The organism is Maritimimonas sp. 2210JD6-3 (assembly GCF_056591795.1).
In genome coordinates, this window is the sequence record NZ_JBWQOJ010000007.1 from 63,640 (window position 1) to 80,430 (window position 16,791).

At 32.3% G+C, this 16,791-nt stretch carries 17 protein-coding genes; 7 read left to right on the forward strand and 10 right to left on the reverse strand.

The annotated features are described in order from the left end of the window. Nucleotides 1-24: 24 nt before the first annotated feature. Nucleotides 25-1,749 carry a SulP family inorganic anion transporter gene (locus tag AC1EUY_RS05260; protein ID WP_480194458.1) on the reverse strand — a complete coding sequence of 575 codons (1,725 nt, stop codon included), beginning with the start codon at nt 1,747-1,749 and terminating at the stop codon, nt 25-27. Nucleotides 1,750-1,800: 51 nt separating this feature from the next. Here AC1EUY_RS05260 and AC1EUY_RS05265 point away from each other — a divergent pair, with 51 nt between their 5' ends. After that, nucleotides 1,801-2,040 (forward strand): MoaD/ThiS family protein, encoded by a 240-nt coding sequence (locus AC1EUY_RS05265; protein ID WP_480194459.1) that lies wholly within the window; start codon nt 1,801-1,803, stop codon nt 2,038-2,040. On the opposite strand, the gene AC1EUY_RS05270 is transcribed toward AC1EUY_RS05265, so the two are convergent. Continuing rightward, nucleotides 2,037-2,312, reverse strand: coding sequence for a DUF3817 domain-containing protein (locus AC1EUY_RS05270; RefSeq protein ID WP_480194460.1), 276 nt, complete (start codon nt 2,310-2,312; stop codon nt 2,037-2,039). The genes AC1EUY_RS05265 and AC1EUY_RS05270 overlap by 4 nt on opposite strands. A gap of 65 nt (nt 2,313-2,377) precedes the next feature. Here AC1EUY_RS05270 and AC1EUY_RS05275 point away from each other — a divergent pair, with 65 nt between their 5' ends. The 3 genes from AC1EUY_RS05275 (at nt 2,378) to AC1EUY_RS05285 (ending at nt 4,471) form a co-directional block, all read left to right on the forward strand. Continuing rightward, nucleotides 2,378-2,803, forward strand: a complete 426-nt coding sequence (locus tag AC1EUY_RS05275; protein ID WP_480194461.1) for a molybdenum cofactor biosynthesis protein MoaE — start codon at nt 2,378-2,380, stop codon at nt 2,801-2,803. Nucleotides 2,804-2,975: 172 nt separating this feature from the next. Beyond that, entirely contained in the window at nt 2,976-3,776 is an 801-nt protein-coding gene (locus AC1EUY_RS05280) for a hypothetical protein (RefSeq protein WP_480194462.1), read from the forward strand. Nucleotides 3,777-3,859: 83 nt separating this feature from the next. Continuing rightward, a complete protein-coding gene (locus tag AC1EUY_RS05285; RefSeq protein ID WP_480194463.1) occupies nt 3,860-4,471 on the forward strand; it encodes a murein L,D-transpeptidase catalytic domain-containing protein in 612 nt (203 codons plus the stop codon). A 7-nt stretch (nt 4,472-4,478) separates the two neighbouring features. On the opposite strand, the gene AC1EUY_RS05290 is transcribed toward AC1EUY_RS05285, so the two are convergent. From AC1EUY_RS05290 to AC1EUY_RS05325, 8 genes are all read right to left on the reverse strand, one after another. Then, complete coding sequence (locus tag AC1EUY_RS05290; protein ID WP_480194464.1) at nt 4,479-6,248, reverse strand: MutS-related protein; 1,770 nt, start codon at nt 6,246-6,248, stop codon at nt 4,479-4,481. After that, on the reverse strand, nt 6,249-7,349 hold the full coding sequence (locus AC1EUY_RS05295; RefSeq protein WP_480194465.1) for a ThiF family adenylyltransferase: 1,101 nt from the start codon (nt 7,347-7,349) through the stop codon (nt 6,249-6,251). It lies immediately after the preceding gene. Between the two features lie 26 nt (nt 7,350-7,375). Next, entirely contained in the window at nt 7,376-8,185 is an 810-nt protein-coding gene (locus AC1EUY_RS05300) for a DUF1835 domain-containing protein (RefSeq protein ID WP_480194466.1), read from the reverse strand. Beyond that, the gene (locus AC1EUY_RS05305; RefSeq protein WP_480194467.1) at nt 8,178-9,302 is read right to left on the reverse strand and encodes an NTP transferase domain-containing protein; all 1,125 of its coding nucleotides are present in this window, start codon (nt 9,300-9,302) and stop codon (nt 8,178-8,180) included. The genes AC1EUY_RS05300 and AC1EUY_RS05305 overlap by 8 nt, the downstream gene beginning before the upstream one ends. An 81-nt stretch (nt 9,303-9,383) precedes the next feature. Then, nucleotides 9,384-9,857, reverse strand: coding sequence for a cyclic pyranopterin monophosphate synthase MoaC (gene moaC, locus AC1EUY_RS05310; protein ID WP_480194468.1), 474 nt, complete (start codon nt 9,855-9,857; stop codon nt 9,384-9,386). After that, nucleotides 9,858-11,093 (reverse strand): molybdopterin molybdotransferase MoeA, encoded by a 1,236-nt coding sequence (locus AC1EUY_RS05315; RefSeq protein WP_480194469.1) that lies wholly within the window; start codon nt 11,091-11,093, stop codon nt 9,858-9,860. It lies immediately after the preceding gene. A gap of 63 nt (nt 11,094-11,156) precedes the next feature. Further along, nucleotides 11,157-12,152 (reverse strand): GTP 3',8-cyclase MoaA, encoded by a 996-nt coding sequence (gene moaA / locus AC1EUY_RS05320; protein ID WP_480194470.1) that lies wholly within the window; start codon nt 12,150-12,152, stop codon nt 11,157-11,159. Nucleotides 12,153-12,184: 32 nt separating this feature from the next. Next, a complete protein-coding gene (locus tag AC1EUY_RS05325; RefSeq protein WP_480194471.1) occupies nt 12,185-13,423 on the reverse strand; it encodes a 3-deoxy-D-manno-octulosonic acid transferase in 1,239 nt (412 codons plus the stop codon). Nucleotides 13,424-13,499: 76 nt separating this feature from the next. Between AC1EUY_RS05325 and AC1EUY_RS05330 the strand changes: the two genes are divergently transcribed. The 3 genes from AC1EUY_RS05330 to rfbB are packed head-to-tail and all read left to right on the forward strand — an operon-like array spanning nt 13,500 to nt 16,732. Then, nucleotides 13,500-14,657, forward strand: a complete 1,158-nt coding sequence (locus AC1EUY_RS05330; RefSeq protein WP_480194472.1) for a DegT/DnrJ/EryC1/StrS family aminotransferase — start codon at nt 13,500-13,502, stop codon at nt 14,655-14,657. A gap of 10 nt (nt 14,658-14,667) precedes the next feature. Continuing rightward, nucleotides 14,668-15,684: a UDP-glucose 4-epimerase GalE gene (gene galE / locus AC1EUY_RS05335; RefSeq protein ID WP_480194473.1), complete on the forward strand. Its 1,017-nt coding sequence runs from the start codon at nt 14,668-14,670 to the stop codon at nt 15,682-15,684. Next, nucleotides 15,677-16,732: a dTDP-glucose 4,6-dehydratase gene (gene rfbB, locus AC1EUY_RS05340; RefSeq protein ID WP_480194474.1), complete on the forward strand. Its 1,056-nt coding sequence runs from the start codon at nt 15,677-15,679 to the stop codon at nt 16,730-16,732. Before galE ends, rfbB begins: the two co-directional genes overlap by 8 nt. Nucleotides 16,733-16,791: the final 59 nt, after the last annotated feature.

Genomic DNA, 16,791 nt, shown 5'->3' on the forward strand with positions numbered 1-16,791 from the left:
TCTGATTTTTATCATAAAGTAGTGTTAATCAATATTGGTCTGATTCACATATTTACTGTACTTTCTTTCTTCTTTTTCTTGTTTACAATGATAATCAACTGCTTCATGAATGCTCATAAAGAAGTTCTCTACACCTATTTTTTCTGTTAATTTACTCTTAGCCAGTGCATCTCTCACAGGTCCCTTTACATTTGTTATGTAAACATCTATACCTTTCGCTGCATATTTTTGTTTTAATTCATTTAATGCAGAAGCCCCAGTACTATCAATATTATTTATTACCTCAGCATCTAATATGATGACCCTTAAATCTTCCCCCTTTGCTATAGCATATTCTGTAATCTTCTCTTTAAAATAACTAGCATTTGCGAAATACAGTCGCGCATCAAAACGTACGATTAATATTTCTGGATGTATCTCAACATCATTAAATCTAGCTATATTTCTATAAAAATTCTGCTCTCCTGGCACCTTACCTAGTACGGCAATATGAGGCATAGAAGATTCAAAAATTACTGTAAAAATAGATACTAAAACGCCCACAATAATACCTTCTTTTACTCCAATCGTTAAGGTTACTAAGAAAGTAACTAACATCATAAAGAAATCTTTTTTATTTGTATCCCAAAGGAATTTAATATCATTAATCTTTATGAGACTAAATACTGCTACAATAATAATTGCCGCTAAAACAGTTTGGGGCAAATAATAGAAAATAGGTGTTAAAAAAAGGAGTGTAAAAATTATAAATAATGCCGAAAAAATATTAGCCATTGGTGTTTGTGCTCCTACTTCTTTATTAATAGCAGATCTTGCGAAGCTACCCGTAGAATTATAAGAGCTAAAAAAAGATCCAACGAGATTACCAAAACCAAGTGCTATTAATTCTTGATTTGCATCTAATTTTGAATTTGAATCATTATCATCAAGTGCTTTTGCGATCGATATTGCTTGTAAAAATCCTGTAAAAGCTAAAGTTAATGCTAACGGAATTAGTTTATAGAATAACGCATAATCAAATTCTGGAAGTGTTAATTGAGGCAAACCCTTAGGAATCTCTTTAACAATTTCTACTCCAGAAAAATAGTCTCTAAAAATACTCATAATTACTATTCCGAGAATTACCACGATTAATGGTCCAGGAATACGCCGATTCACTTTTCTAAGACTTACTATAATTAAAACAGCAATAAGCCCGATTATAAAACTCTTACCATGAATTGAGGAGAGGTTATTAAAAATATCATTCATCAAATTCTGAATACGATTGTTACGCACTATATCAATTCGTAATAATCCTTTAAATTGATTAAAGCCAATAATTAGCGCAGCAGCAGTTACAAACCCTGTCAAAACAGGTTTCGATAAAAAATTCACAATAAAGCCCAATCTAAAAAAGCCCACAATTACTTGAATACATCCTGTAATTAATGTCAGTGCTAATACTACCGCTATATAATTTTCTGGATTGACCGATGCAATCGCAGAAACCCCAGCAGCAATAATCAACGAATCAATAGCTATAGGACCCGTAGCTAGCTTTCTAGAAGTTCCGAAAATAGCATACATTATTTGCGGAATTAAGGCTGTATATAAACCATACACTGGTGGAAGCCCAGCAATCAAGGCATAAGCAATGCCTTGCGGAATTAATATAATACCCACAGTCAGCCCAGCAATAAGATCACCCTTTAAAAATAAAAAAGAATACTTAGGAAGCCAATCGAGTATTGGTATATATTTTTTCAATCGGTTCGGTATTGATTTCACAAATGTAGCAGATTTTAATAACTTTGAACTATGCAGATACAAGTGTTACTTTTTGGAATTACTCGAGATATTATCGGTGAAAATGAGTTGAATTTAACAATTACTGAAGGAATAACAGTCGAAAAATTAAAACAACAATTAGCAGATAGATATATAGATTTAAATAAATATGCCTATTCAATAGCTGTTAATGAAACTTACGCGCAAAGCGATACAGAATTAAAAAATAATGATACTATAGCATTAATACCTCCTGTAAGTGGTGGTTAAGCTCGTAAATATTTCTTTTCTATATAAAATGTTCCGAAAGGAATTATGGAAGCAACTAAAACTGTCCAGAAAGTTTTAGAATTCCATTTCAATTTATCTTTTATCAAATAGGCTAAAACTATGTAAGCTACGAACAACAAACCGTGAGGCATTCCTAGCATTTTAACATAGCTTTCATCACCACCTATGTATTTAATGGGTACAGCTATAAATAACAATAAAATATAAGATAGCCCTTCTAAAATACTTATCGCTCTAAATGTATTTTTCATACTACAAAATTTCGACTGCAAAAATACAACCCGATTCGCTAACTTTGTTGTGAAATCTATTAAAAATGAATGGAAATAGTTCTATAAAGATCACATCTGAAAAACTTAATATTCAAGCATGTTATGATTTTGTACTTGATGCTTCTTGTGGTGGCATTGCTTTGTTTATTGGAACTGTTAGAAATCAAACTCAAGATAAAGAGGTTACCTTATTAGATTTTTCAACCTATAAGCCTATGGCGTTAAAAGAGATGCAAAAAATAGCAAATCAAGCCCTAGCAGATTTTGATATTTTAAAGATTGTAATTCATCATGCAGAAGGAGAATTACTAATTGGTGATATACCCGTAATTATTGCTGTTTCTGCTCCTCATAGAAAAGCAGCGTTTGCAGCCTGCGAGTTTGCCATAGATACTTTAAAAGAAACGGTACCTATTTGGAAAAAAGAACATTTTGTTGATGGTGAAGTTTGGGTGAATGCCACACCTTGAAGGTAACGACTATTTTCAGCCACTGGTGATAAGAAAACTATTATTCAAGTTTTTTGTAATACACAATCAAATATTTTACAGTAAAACTCAAAAATTTAATGAGTGCTCATTATTTTAATTTTAATTTTAATAAATTTACCTTTTAATACAATTCCCTAAAACAAAACTAATTATGAAAAAGATTTTTATTGTCGTTGCTTTATTTATTTCTTTTACTGTTGCTTCTCAAGAGACGATTACCAATGAATCTGTAGTGCAGATGAAAGAACTAGGTTTTAGCGATTCAACTATTATTGAAAAAATAAATACCTCAAATGTAAAGTTTGATACTTCTATTGCTGAGCTGTCTAAATTAAAAAAAGCTGGAGTTTCTTCTGATGTTATTTCTTTAATCATGAAGAAATCTAAGCACAATACCGTTTCTAAAACTGGAATTTACTTTGATGATAATGGTAAACAGAAAATGATTCAACCCTCTGTTTTTTCAGGAACCAATTCAAACTCTGCTGCGAGAAAACTGGTTTCAGGATTAATTAACTCAAAGAAAAAAGCGCAACTCCCAAGAACAAAATCTAATAATGTACTTTCAACAAGTTCGCCTGAATTTACCTTTATTTTCGATCCCGCAACATCTGTTGACAACATGCAAAATGATCAAGGACTTGGAGGTGGTAGCTATTTTAATTGGTGGTTTAGAGTGGCAACAAATCCTAATGAATTTGTATTAGTAAAGCTTACAGTAAAAGAAAGAAAAAATTTGCGAGAAGTAATTACTGGTAAGAAAAGTTGGATATCAAGTAGTGAAGGTATCGACCCAAAGTACGCTATATCATTTAAAATTGATGAGATAGAAGGTAATAAATTTAAAGTTACCCCAGAAAACTTAGAGCCAGGAGAATATTGTTTTATTTACCAAGGTCAAGTACCTCAAGGAAGAACAAACCAATCTGTATTTGATTTCTCTATTCAATAAAAGTTTTAACATTATATTATAAACCCTGCTTGTAAATGAGCAGGGTTTTTTTATAGCTTTATTTTCTAGTCAAGATTATACGTATGCGACGAATAGTAGTATTTCTAATATATCTATCTCTTTTCTCTTGTAAAGAGAGAAAAATAGCAATGAATTCTATTATAGAAAATACTCTAAAGGAAAAATCTTATCTCAACCAAGTAAAGAAGATAAAGCAATTTACTAAGGATAGTTCTTATAACGAAAATATAGCCTTCATGATTGATTATTCGTTACACAGTGGTAAAAATCGCTTTTTTGTAGTTGATTTGAAAAAAGAGCAGATTATTAAAAAAGGTCTTGTTTGTCATGGAAGTTGCAAGGCAACATTAAAAAATGGAGCTAAAGCAGTTAACTTTAGTAATACAAGTGAAAGTCTATGTACCTCTTTAGGAATGGCCGTTATAAGTGAACGTGCTTACAGTAAATGGGGTAAGAACTACAAATATTGGCTAGATGGACTCGAAAAATCTAATTCTAATATGCGAAAAAGAGTGGTCGTTTTACATGCTTGGAAACATGTACCTGATGAAGAAGTGTATCCGCAATCAATAGCGTTAAGCTGGGGATGTCCAACGGTTTCCATAAAATTTTTAGATGAACTTGACATCTTGTTAAAACAACATAAGAAAGTATTGTTGTACTCTTTTAATTAAAAAATCGCTAAACGATATCCATTTTTTTTAATAAAAAAGAAGCATTCATATTCTTGCAAATACCATTCTTTAATTGATAATCAAAGTGAAGTTCATCATCTATAATTTCGGCATCAAAATAGTAGTTTTTTATTTCACTTAATTCTCTTTCAATTTCACATAAGCTAAGATCATGGGTAGCGATGATTCCTTTCGCTTTAGATGCCACTAGTTTCTGAATAAATTTTTTAGACCCTATGGCTTTATCGACACTATTCGTTCCTTTTAGAATCTCGTCAAGAATAATAAAATACTCCTCATTTTTAATTTCTTCAATAATAAACTTCAAACGTTTTAATTCAGCAAAGAAATAGGATTCATTATCGGCTAATGAATCTGAGGTTCGCATACTCGTAATCAACTTTACAGGTGAATAATAAAATGACTCAGCACATACTGGTAAACCCACATTACTCATTACTATAGCTAATGAAACTGTTCGTAAAAAAGTACTTTTACCCGCCATATTTGCCCCAGTAATAATAAAGAACTGCTGATTTTCTATTTTAAAATCATTATCTATGCGTTGTTTCTTTTTCATTAATGGATGTCCTAATTGTGTTCCTTTTATAACATTATTCCCTTCTATAATCTCTGCAAAGACGTATTCTGAGTGATTAAAAGCCATATTTGCCAATGAGTTTTGGGCATCAAAAAAAGCAATTGCATCAAACCAATTTTCGGTTTTCTTAGCGTACCTCTCTATCCATTTTTCAATTTTATAAGCTATTTGTAAGTCTCTTAAAAAAAGACCATTTCCTAGTACAGCTATGATAACATTATTCCGTTGATCTAAAGCATCAAGGTATTTCGAGAAAATTGCAAATACTTGTGAAGCTTTTTCATTTTCAATCTTTATTTTGTTTTGCGCTTCTTGTAATAATTGTGAATGAAAGTTTGTCGTTTCAATCTCTTTTAAAAGTTTATTGTATTGTTTAAAAGTACTTTTTGCTTTGTCAGCATTTAGATAAACTTGATTTACTTTTTTGAAATAAATACTACTAACTCCTAATCCCACAAAAAACCAAAGAAAAACCATATTAAAACTTAGAAGACTAACGCTTGATAATACGATCAATACAAGAGAAGCAATAGAAAATAACTTTGGTAACCAGGCTACAAAAGTTTCGAATTTTGGTGTATAATCTTGTACCCATTTTAGTATTGCTTCTGTCGTGTGTTGTACTTTAACAAGACTTGCCAGTGCCGAAAAATGCTGCCTCCATCTGGGTTTTGATGCGAGCTCTTTTATTAGTTCCTGTTTTTGTTCAATATTAGAAATGTTATTAGAGGTAAGTAAGGATGCCAAGAGTATCTTACCATCTTTTGTGGCTGTTCTATTTACAAATTGAAAAAAAGAACCTGCTCCGAAAAGATCAATATCATTGCTATAAAAATGTGCTGGATTTACAAATTCGAACCCATCATCGAATCTTGAAAAATTGCCATTGAGCGCGTCAATTTCTGTTTGATTCTGAGTAAGTAAGTTTTCTTTTAAATCTCTTTGAGATTGTAATTTACCATGTCTTACTATTAACAATAAAAAGGTTGTAATACCAATCACAGTACCAATAAAAAGTATTTTCGTAGCAAATAAAAAATAATAGCAGCCAAATACAATTAGTAAAAACACAAGAATTCGCAGGCCGCTAGAAATACGTAATTTCTTTTTTAATATTTCTAGCTCTAGTAGATATTTTTCTTTTTCTGAAGTATAAAACTGTAAGGGTTCTTGCATTTAAAAATTAGTTATTCCTCCTTCGAGGCTCAATACATTAATTTTAGGATACACTTCTTTAATTCTTTGCAAAGCAGTATAACTTGAAATACCTCTATTACAGACTATGACATATTCTTTTTGATTGTCAAATTCTAAATTTTTAACATTTAATTTCGATAGCGGAATTTTAATAGCTACTTGAAAAGGTAATGCTGTTTTTTCATCTTCTATGACTGAGATAATACTTAGATTTTTTGACTGATCTCGAAGTGAAAGTTTTGATTTTAATGTATTAGCAGAAATCAGTAGTGCTTCATCTTGCGCCTCACAATTTCGATCGATATATATTTCTTTTTTAAAGATTTCGGCAATCTGTTCTTTGGTAACCGATTTCTTTAATCTCATTTTGAACTGAGAGTTATCTAGACTATTGTAAATCAATAACTGGTTAATTAATGGCTTACCAACTTCAGTTACTAATTTTAATACTTCATTAGCTTGCATTAATCCAATAATTCCTACAATGGTATTCAGTGTACCTACTTCTGAACAATTAGGTACTTGTTGTTTTGACATCTCAGGAAAAGCATCTCTTAAGTTTGTGGTATAGCCTCCATTCGATAATTTTATATTAAAACTGGCTACATAGCCGTCAAATTTATACAACGAACCATAGATTAACGGTTTATCTTTTAATACACTGGCATCATTTAGAAGATATTTTACAGGCAAACTATCTGTACAATCTAACACATAATCTACCACATCAATTAAATCAAAAACATTTATTTTTGATAGCGCTATTTTACATGTTTTTACTTTTACAAATGGTGAAATAGAATTAATATGCCTAGCTAATATTTCAACTTTAAGTTTTCCTATATCTTCAATTCTATAAAATACTTGTCGATGTAAATTCGATTCTGAAACCACATCAAAATCTACCAAGTGAAGTTCACCAATGCCACTTGCCGCTAAATAGACTGCCGCGGCACTTCCGAGTCCGCCACATCCCACAATGAGCACTTTGGCTCGCAATAATTTTTGCTGCCCTGCTACGCCAATTTCTTGTAAAATTGTTTGGCGTTTGAAAAAGTCTTTTTTAGTAATATTCTTCATTTAACTATAAAAGTTTCTCTACTTAGTTATTTTAAATAATATAATTCATCATTAACCTTGTAGTAATCAGATAATTTTTTAAGTTTTCTAACATATTGTAAATCTCCAAAACCATAAACAGTCTCATTATGCTGCCATTCAAGTAATTCTTTTACAATCTCTCTTTCTTTTTGAGGCTTTATTCTTATAATCTCTAATATCTTTTTGTCTATTTCATTCAATCCTTTTTCGTCTTTAAAACGTTTTAAATGTTGTTGCATGGCAACATCAAAATATTTTATTTTTTTGCTTTTCTTATAATTGAAGTGGGCTATTTCTTGCTGGTCATTTCTCACATAAACTCCCCAGGCATCTTTTATAAATTGTAGATCATTCCGCGAAAGCTTTATTTTATTTTCATAAAGTTTTACAAATGCTTCTGGTTTGTAGTCTCCTAAGGTTTTCCAAACATCTTTTGGGTATTCTTTTCCTACACATACCAGATGATACCAAACAGCAGACCTATAATGCTTAAGTAAATACGTACATACTGCCATTAAATTTACTTGACAGAAAAGATCATATTCAAACCATAATACAACTTCATCATATTGCGAGACATCTTCAAGCTTTACAAATTCTTTGATCGTTTTATCAAAATACGATAGCTTATCAACATCATATTCTTTTTTGAAGAACGCATATCTTGCCTTCCAAAACGCATCACTACCTATATCTTCTACAATTTTGCCTTCGCAAAATAGCTCTCGGCATACTACAATGTCTCCATGCAATTCACTTTCCTCTAATTGCATTCTGGTACTATCACCATTTGCTATATGGAGTGTTTTACGCATTTTTGATTTCTTCTAAAGCTTTTTCATACTCTTCGGGAGTATTCACATTGCGTATTAAATCATCTTCAACCTCTACAATTTCAACATCAGAATTAATCAATGCCTTACGCGGACATGAATACCCTTGTGCCAAATAATTCAACAAAATAGGATACGCTTTTGGCTCATAAATAGTAATCAGCGGTTCAACAAATTGTTTTGATTTTCCTTTAATGGCTGTGGCAACTTTTGTTGGATTTCTTTTTTGTAACAACAATTGAATCAAATCTTTATCTACAAAAGGCAGATCGGTTGCTAAGACCAACCAAGCTTTATTCGGATCTTTCATAAATGCAGAGCAAATCGCTCCAAAAACACCTAAATCAACATATTTGTCTTGTATTACTTGATAGTCATGTAACACTTGATTTTCAGCTAAGGACACAAAGGTGGTAAGTAAGTTGTTTTCCAATAATTCAACCGTATGTGCTAATTGCGATTTACCATGATACTTAATTTGCGTTTTGTCTTGACCCATGCGTTTGCTTTTACCGCCAGCCAAAACCACTCCTTGTATGGGAGCTATATTTTCCTGAATTAAATTATTGATATGCCCCGCAATGGCATCAATCTCGTCAATAGTATACTGTTTGAGATTCTTGATGGCTGGGTATTTTTCTAATAAAAAATCAAAATACGTAGAATCGTCATTTAACTTCACTACAAACTGAATTCTGTCTAGTTGGTCTAATCGTTTTTTAACAGAAGCTTCCTTTTCATTGTCTAAAATGAGGATCTGTTTTGCTCCTTTGTAATGATTTCCATTGATAAAAAGTAAATCATATGCTGAAAAGTGAATCCGTTCGTTATATTCATTTAAATCATGTTTACTTGTAACAGATAAACTACCAGAATGATGCGCTGTAAATTCATCTAAAATCGGTACTTCAATTGTATCAGCATGCGAAGCATCTAAATACCCAATTTTTGCAGTTTTTTGCAGTTTTTTGCTCATTTTTTGAACAAAATCAGCGATAATTGAGCATTTTGTTCCTAAAATAGCAATTTCGTTAGGCGCAAAGTTATCATTTATTCTACGTGCTAACTTAGTATGTTTATAGTGTTTTATATTGTCCATTTTTTTGATTTTGTAATTCTAAATTTGCTTCTGAATCTCATTCAATAGATTACTTCGTCATTTCATTCTTCGTAAAGACATTCACTTTTTAATAGCTGATTTGCCTCCTGTTTTTTCTACTAATTTTACTTCTTTAATCCTCATTTTTGGTGATATAGACTTACACATATCATATACCGTAAGAGCCGCTACAGATGCTCCTGTCAATGCTTCCATTTCGACTCCGGTTTTACCTTCAATTTCTACCGAACAAAGAATTTCAATGTTTTCAGTATCTAAAATAGTAATGTCAATATCGACACCGTTAATCATAAGCGGATGACACATAGGTATCAAGTCTGATGTTTTTTTTACGGCTTGAATCCCAGCAATAATAGCAGTTTGAAAAACAGGACCTTTTTTAGTACTTAATTCACTATCCTTAAATTTTGAAATGATTTCAGTACCTAAGTACATTGCTGCTTTAGCAATTGCCTTTCGCTTGGTGATTTTTTTATCACCAACATTCACCATTTTGGGTTGATTTTTGTCTGTTATATGTGAAAAATCACTCATTTATCTAAATGTTATTAATGGATACACTTCTCCTGCTTTAAACACTGTTTTATCTGGAGGTAACTCTATAAAACCATCGATAGTTACTAAGTTAGCCAAATCTCCTGAACCATTACCCGTACTAGGTTTTGCCATTGTTAAGCCTTCTGTATAATAAAGCTTTACTTGTAAAAAATACGTGAGTGATGGCTTGAATTCGAAGTCTTCAACTAAAACTGCTTGATTAATTTCAGTATCTGGAATTCCGACAGATTTTTTATACCATGGATAAAAATACTTTAGACATCCTACAAAAGTAGAGACTGGATTTCCTGGAAACGCAAAAACGCTTACTTTTTTATTGGTATTTTTTCCGCTCTGCTCATTCATACTTAAAGGCACTTGGTGCCCGCCGAACCAAAAAGGTTTACCAGGTCTTTGCGCAACCTTGTGAAATAATTTTTGAACACCTAGTTCTTCGAGTACTTCTGGTAAAAAATCGTATTTACCTTTGCTCACAGCACCGCTAAATAGCAAAACGTCATAACTCATTAAGTATGCTGCTATACTCTCTCTTAATAGTTCTCTATGATCTACTATATGATCTACTTTCGCTTGAATGTTTAATTTCTTTAATAGTCCAACCAAGGTATAAACATTACTTCGTCTAATTTGATGTTGCAATGGCTTTTGATCGATATCAACCAACTCATCGCCAGTTGATATAATCATCACTTTTGGCTGTTTCGCAACCTGTACGTTGGCTTTTCCTACAGTACTCAAAACTCCTATTTCAGCAGGAAATAGTAAGGTGTTTTTTCTAATTAAAATAGCACTTTGCTTTCTATCTTTAGCCTTATGATGTACATTTTGATTCGCAGTTATAGTATCTATCTTTAAGGTTGCATAACCATTGTCGATACTTACATCTTCATAGCGAATTACCGTATCTGAATTTAAAGGAAGTATGGCGCCTGTCATTACTTCGAAGCAATTTTCTTCATTTTTTAATGTAAGTCGAGAACTTCCTGCCGGTTGAACTCCCTCTATTTGAAAAGTTCTTTTTCCGTTAGCAAAGGCAGTAAAATTAATAGCAATACCATCCATACTCACACGATCAAATGGTGGAAAATCACGATCAGCAACAATATCCTCTTTCAAAACTCTATTTTGAGCATCTAAAAAAGAAACATCCTCAACACCAAAGTCTTGGGTATTGTCAAGTATAATATCTAATGCTTGTTGCGATGAGATCATTTTGAGAGATTTCTCATTTCGTTCGAAATGATATTATCATATTAACTCATTATCTAATTAAATTTATCCACCAATAGTGGACATACTTTCTGATACTTTTTTGTTCTGTTTTCTGTTTGCTTCGGCTATAAATCCGTTTTCGGGCTTTTCTTTAACAATTGATAAGAAAAGTTCCTTCAGGTCTTCATTACTTGCTCCTTTCCGGATAAAATCTCGAACATTAAAAACACCTTCATCAAATAAACAATTCTTAAACATACCCGTGGCCGTAATTCGAATACGATTACAATCACCGCAAATCGTTCTTGTAAAGGCAGGAATAATCCCGAAACTTCCTTTGTACCCTTTAACTTTAAAATTCTTTGAAGTTGATGATTTTTCTGAAACTAGTGGTTCAATAGTTGAAAAATGAGATTGAACTTCAGTCAGAATTTTAGTGTAGTTCCATACCTCTTTTGTTTCACGTTGCCCAGTTCCGTTAAAGGGCATTTCCTCTATAAATCGTACAGTTATATCTTTATTCTTTGTGAACGCAACAAAATCATTAATTTCATCAGTATTCACTCCTGACTGCACAACCATATTGAGTTTTAAATTCATAGCACTTTGTTCAAGTAACTGTAAAGTCTTGAATACTTCATCAAAAACATCTCTTCGTGTAATCTTTGCAAAATTCTCGCTGTTCAAACTATCAATACTCAAATTAATAGATTTTACTTTAAGTGACGCTAGCTTTTCAATATGATTAGCAATTAATGCTCCGTTAGTAGTAATATTGATTTCATCTAATAAGTCATTAAATGAAAGCATTTCTATAAACTTGATAAAATCTTTACGTACAAAGGGTTCTCCACCAGTAAGACGTACTTTATTTACACCTAGCTCACTCAATACGCGAGTGACCCGATACATTTCTTTAAATGTTAGTAACTCTTTTCGATCAACAATATTAATACCATGGGCAGGCATACAATATTGGCAGCGCAAATTACAGCGGTCTGTAACCGCTAAGCGCACATACGAAATTTGCCGTCCGAATTTATCTATTAATTCACTCATACAGGAACTTGCAAGTTACAAAGAAAGGGCCATTAAAGTTCTTCTTGAATATACTTTAAGATAGCATTTGTAGCACCAATATTACTTTTAACATAGTTTTTAGAGATTTCTCCTTTCGCTAACATTAATTGCTTATGCTGATATAGCTCCTTAAGAGTACTATTAAACTGATGTTGAGAATTTACAACAATACATCCTCCTAATGCAACAAGTTCTTTAGCTTCGTTGAATTTCTCATAATGAGGTCCGATAATAATCGGAACACCATACGTAGCGGGTTCTAAAATATTATGCAACCCTGTTTTAAATCCGCCACCTACATACGCCACATTTGCATAACTATAGACTTTTGTAAGTAAGCCAATAGAATCGATGATTAACACCTGAGCATCTGTAATATCATGCTTGTCTTTTTCAGAAAATAACATGGTTTTCCTTTTGAAAGATGCTTTTAGTTTTTCTATTTCTTTGGGGTTGATATTATGTGGAGCAAGGATAAACTTTTCCTCTTCTGTAGCTTGATTATTTATATAGTTAATCAATAAAGTTTCTCCTTCTGGCCAAGTACTCCCAGCTACCAGCGTGTGTTTATTATTCTTAAATGTTTCAATTTCATGGATAGTATTCTCTTGATTTAGAATATCATATACACGATCAAAACGGGTATCACCACTTACAGTTACATTGCTAAAACCAATATCTTTTAATAACCTCTTAGAATCATCATTCTGAACAAAAAAATGATTAAAGGTCTTAAGTGATTTCCGCATCCAAGCACCATAACCTTTAAAAAATGCTTGGTCTTTTCTAAAAATACCTGAAATGAGTATCGTTTTTATATTTCTTTGTTTTAGTTCACGTAAAAAATTAGGCCAAAACTCATATTTTACAAAAATAGCCATGTCTGGATGCACAATTTCTAAGAATTTTCGTGCATTAGAAATTGTATCTAAAGGTAAGTAGCAAACCACATCCGCGTAAGCGTAATTTTTACGAACTTCATAACCCGAAGGAGAAAAAAACGTCACTAAAATTTTATAATTTGGTTTTTGCGTTTTTAGTTTCTCAATTACTGGTCGTCCTTGTTCAAATTCGCCCAAAGAGGCACAGTGAAACCAAATGACCTTATTTATAGTAGAAATATTATCTTCTAAATACTTAAAAACATCCTTTCTCCCATTAACAAACAGCTTGATTTTTTTATTAAAAAAACTAATAATTTTAATAAAAAAACCAAATAAAAAGTGAGATATGTTGTACAATAAAAACATTGTTAACGCGAAAATAGGAATTTAGCACAACTGCTCTCAAATAATTGTTATTTTTGTTTCTCTAAAAATCATTTTGATGAAGAATATACCTATGGTTGACCTTAAAGGTCAGTATCACAAAATTAAAGATCAAGTTGATAGTGCTATTCTAGAAGTAATAAATACTACCGCTTTTATAAATGGACCTCAAGTGAAAAGTTTTCAAAAAAACTTGGAAGAATATCTCGGAGCTAAACACGTAATACCTTGTGCCAATGGTACAGATGCTTTACAAATAGCTATGATGGGATTAGGCTTAGAACAAGGAGATGAAGTAATTACTGCTGACTTTACTTTTGCCGCTACCGTAGAAACCATTGGGTTATTAAAATTAACTCCTGTATTGGTTGATGTTGATCCTGATACGTTTAATATTGATATTGATGCCCTCAAAAAAGCAATTACATCTAAAACTAAAGCGATAATACCTGTACATTTATTTGGTCAGGTTGCCAACATGGAAGCCATTATGGAAATTGCAAAAGAACATGATCTTTTTGTAATCGAAGATACGGCTCAGGCTATTGGTGCTAGTTATACTTTTAAGGATGGTACTAAGAAGAAAGCAGGAACGATTGGTGATGTGGGTACTACTTCATTTTTTCCAAGTAAAAACTTAGGGTGTTACGGCGATGGAGGTGCCATCTTTACGAATGATGATGCGTTGGCTCATGTTATGAGAGGTATGGTAAATCATGGTATGTACAAACGTTATTATCACGATGTGGTTGGGGTAAATTCTCGTTTAGATTCTATGCAAGCTGTAGTTTTAGATATTAAACTACCTCATCTAGATGCATATTGTAATGCGAGACGATCTGTTGCAAATTATTACAATACTGCTTTTGCCGAAACTGAAAAACTAATCACTCCAAAATCGGGAAAATGTAATGCTGATATATTTTGCGAAAATTGCGATTGCCATGTTTTTCATCAATATACCTTACGCTTAAATGGTGTTGACAGAGCAGATTTACAAGAGCATTTGAAAGAAAATGGAATCGCAAGTGCTATTTATTATCCAGTGCCTTTACACAAGCAAAAAGCATATGCTGATAGTAGGTATAATGAAGAAAATTTTAAAGTTACCTATGAGCTTTGTGAAACTGTAATATCGTTACCTATTCATACTGAATTCACTGAAGAAGATTTAAAATATGTTACTGAGAAAGTGTTAGAATTTGTAAATCAATAATTTTTTAGCTGTGGAAAAGATTTTGGTAACAGGAGGATTAGGCTTTATAGGCTCTCACACGGTAGTAGAGCTACAAGAAGAGGGCTATGATGTTGTGATTGTAGATGATCTATCAAATTCATCGATAGCCGTGTTACATGGCATTACCACTATCACTGGTAAAGAACCTTACTTTGAGCAAATTGATCTAAAAGAAAAAACCGCTGTAAACAATTTATTCAAAAAGTACTCAGATGTTAAAGGAGTTATTCATTTTGCTGCTTCTAAAGCTGTAGGAGAAAGTGTTGAAAAACCCTTAAAATATTATCATAATAATATTTCTTCTTTAATCTATTTATTAAAAGAAATGAATAGTAGAAATATCAATAATTTTATTTTTAGCTCATCTTGTACAGTTTATGGTCAAGCTGATACAATGCCAATTACAGAAAGCGCTCCCTACAAACCCGCAGAATCTCCTTATGGTAATACTAAAAAAATAGGCGAAGAAATTCTAAAAGATACTACAAAAGCTTCAAGTTTAAATGCAATTGCATTACGTTACTTTAATCCTATAGGAGCTCATAAAACAGCTAAAATTGGCGAATTGCCAATTGGTGTTCCGCAGAATTTAATTCCGTTTGTAACCCAAACAGCTGCTGGGATCAGGGCAAAATTATCTGTCTATGGTGGTGATTATCCTACAAAAGACGGAACTGCCATTCGCGATTATATTCATGTTGTAGATTTAGCAAAAGCACACACTATTGCTATGCGTAGATTACTTCATAACAGAAACAAAAGCTCATTTGAAATTTTTAATATTGGTACTGGTAAAGGAAGTACCGTATTAGATGTTATCAATGCTTTTGAAAATACTACTGGGCAAAAATTAAATTATCATATTGTAGATAAACGTGAGGGTGATATTGTAGAAGCTTATGCTGATACTTCGTATGCAAATCAAGAATTGGGTTGGAAAGCTGAATTAAGTTTGGAGGATGGATTGGCATCTGCCTGGAAATGGCAAAAAACATTAAATGAATAGCAATAAGAGTATACTCATTACTGGTGGTGCCGGATTTATCGGATCACATGTACTTAGGTTGTTTGTTACAAAATATCCAGAATATAAAATCTTCAATTTAGATGCCTTAACCTATGCCGGAAATCTAGAAAACATAGTAGATATTGCTACCTCTGACAACTACAGTTTTATTAAAGGAAATATTAAAGATGTTGACTTTATCAATAGTTTATTTAATGAACATAAATTTGATGCTGTAATTCACCTTGCCGCAGAAAGTCATGTAGATCGTTCTATTAAAGATCCTAACGCTTTTTTAGAAACCAATGTAATTGGCACGGCCAATGTAATGAATGCCTTCAGAAATGCCTGTAATGGTAATTTTAAAGGTAAATTATTCTATCACATTTCAACAGATGAAGTGTATGGTTCTTTAGGTGAGACAGGCTTATTTACAGAAACCACACCATACAATCCTCAATCTCCATATGCTGCCTCAAAAGCTGCTTCAGATCATTTGGTTCGGTCTTATGGAAATACCTATAAAATGCCCTTTATTGTGAGTAATTGTTCTAACAATTATGGTGCAAATCATTTTCCTGAAAAGCTGATTCCACTATTTATTAATAATATTAAAAATAATAAGGCGCTTCCTGTATATGGTGATGGTCAATATACTAGAGATTGGTTGTTTGTAGAAGATCATGCAAAAGCTATTGACCTGATATTTCATAAAGGTAAAGTTGGAGAAACTTACAATATTGGTGGTTTCAACGAATGGACAAATCTTGATCTTATTAATCTATTATGTAAGCTTATGGATCAAAAATTAGGGAGAGAAAAGGGAACTTCTGCACAGTTGATCACTTTTGTAAAAGACCGTGCTGGTCATGACCGTCGTTATGCCATAGATGCCAAAAAATTAAATAGAGAATTAGGTTGGAAACCTTCAGTAACCTTTGAAGAAGGGCTTTCAAAAACAATTGATTGGTATTTAAACAACGAAGATTGGCTAAACAATGTAACTTCTGGAGCCTATAGAGAATATTATAAAAAGATGTATTCTTAATGCCATTCAAGTAGCGTCATGTAAAAAGGGAAAAGAAGGGAAAACACATAACGCCACTC

Bases quoted from the DNA above. Each gene is read 5' to 3' on its own strand.
- AC1EUY_RS05285 (WP_480194463.1), top strand. From the start codon at position 3,860: ATGCGACGAATAGTAGTATTTCTAATATATCTATCTCTTTTCTCTTGT.
- AC1EUY_RS05300 (WP_480194466.1), bottom strand. From the start codon at position 8,185: ATGCGTAAAACACTCCATATAGCAAATGGTGATAGTACCAGAATGCAA.
- moaA (WP_480194470.1), bottom strand. From the start codon at position 12,152: ATGAGTGAATTAATAGATAAATTCGGACGGCAAATTTCGTATGTGCGC.
- AC1EUY_RS05280 (WP_480194462.1), top strand. From the start codon at position 2,976: ATGAAAAAGATTTTTATTGTCGTTGCTTTATTTATTTCTTTTACTGTT.
- AC1EUY_RS05315 (WP_480194469.1), bottom strand. From the start codon at position 11,093: ATGATCTCATCGCAACAAGCATTAGATATTATACTTGACAATACCCAA.
- AC1EUY_RS05305 (WP_480194467.1), bottom strand. From the start codon at position 9,302: ATGGACAATATAAAACACTATAAACATACTAAGTTAGCACGTAGAATA.
- AC1EUY_RS05270 (WP_480194460.1), bottom strand. From the start codon at position 2,312: ATGAAAAATACATTTAGAGCGATAAGTATTTTAGAAGGGCTATCTTAT.
- AC1EUY_RS05325 (WP_480194471.1), bottom strand. From the start codon at position 13,423: ATGTTTTTATTGTACAACATATCTCACTTTTTATTTGGTTTTTTTATT.
- rfbB (WP_480194474.1), top strand. From the start codon at position 15,677: ATGAATAGCAATAAGAGTATACTCATTACTGGTGGTGCCGGATTTATC.
- AC1EUY_RS05295 (WP_480194465.1), bottom strand. From the start codon at position 7,349: ATGAAGAATATTACTAAAAAAGACTTTTTCAAACGCCAAACAATTTTA.
- AC1EUY_RS05265 (WP_480194459.1), top strand. From the start codon at position 1,801: ATGCAGATACAAGTGTTACTTTTTGGAATTACTCGAGATATTATCGGT.
- AC1EUY_RS05330 (WP_480194472.1), top strand. From the start codon at position 13,500: ATGAAGAATATACCTATGGTTGACCTTAAAGGTCAGTATCACAAAATT.
- moaC (WP_480194468.1), bottom strand. From the start codon at position 9,857: ATGAGTGATTTTTCACATATAACAGACAAAAATCAACCCAAAATGGTG.
- AC1EUY_RS05290 (WP_480194464.1), bottom strand. From the start codon at position 6,248: ATGCAAGAACCCTTACAGTTTTATACTTCAGAAAAAGAAAAATATCTA.
- AC1EUY_RS05275 (WP_480194461.1), top strand. From the start codon at position 2,378: ATGAATGGAAATAGTTCTATAAAGATCACATCTGAAAAACTTAATATT.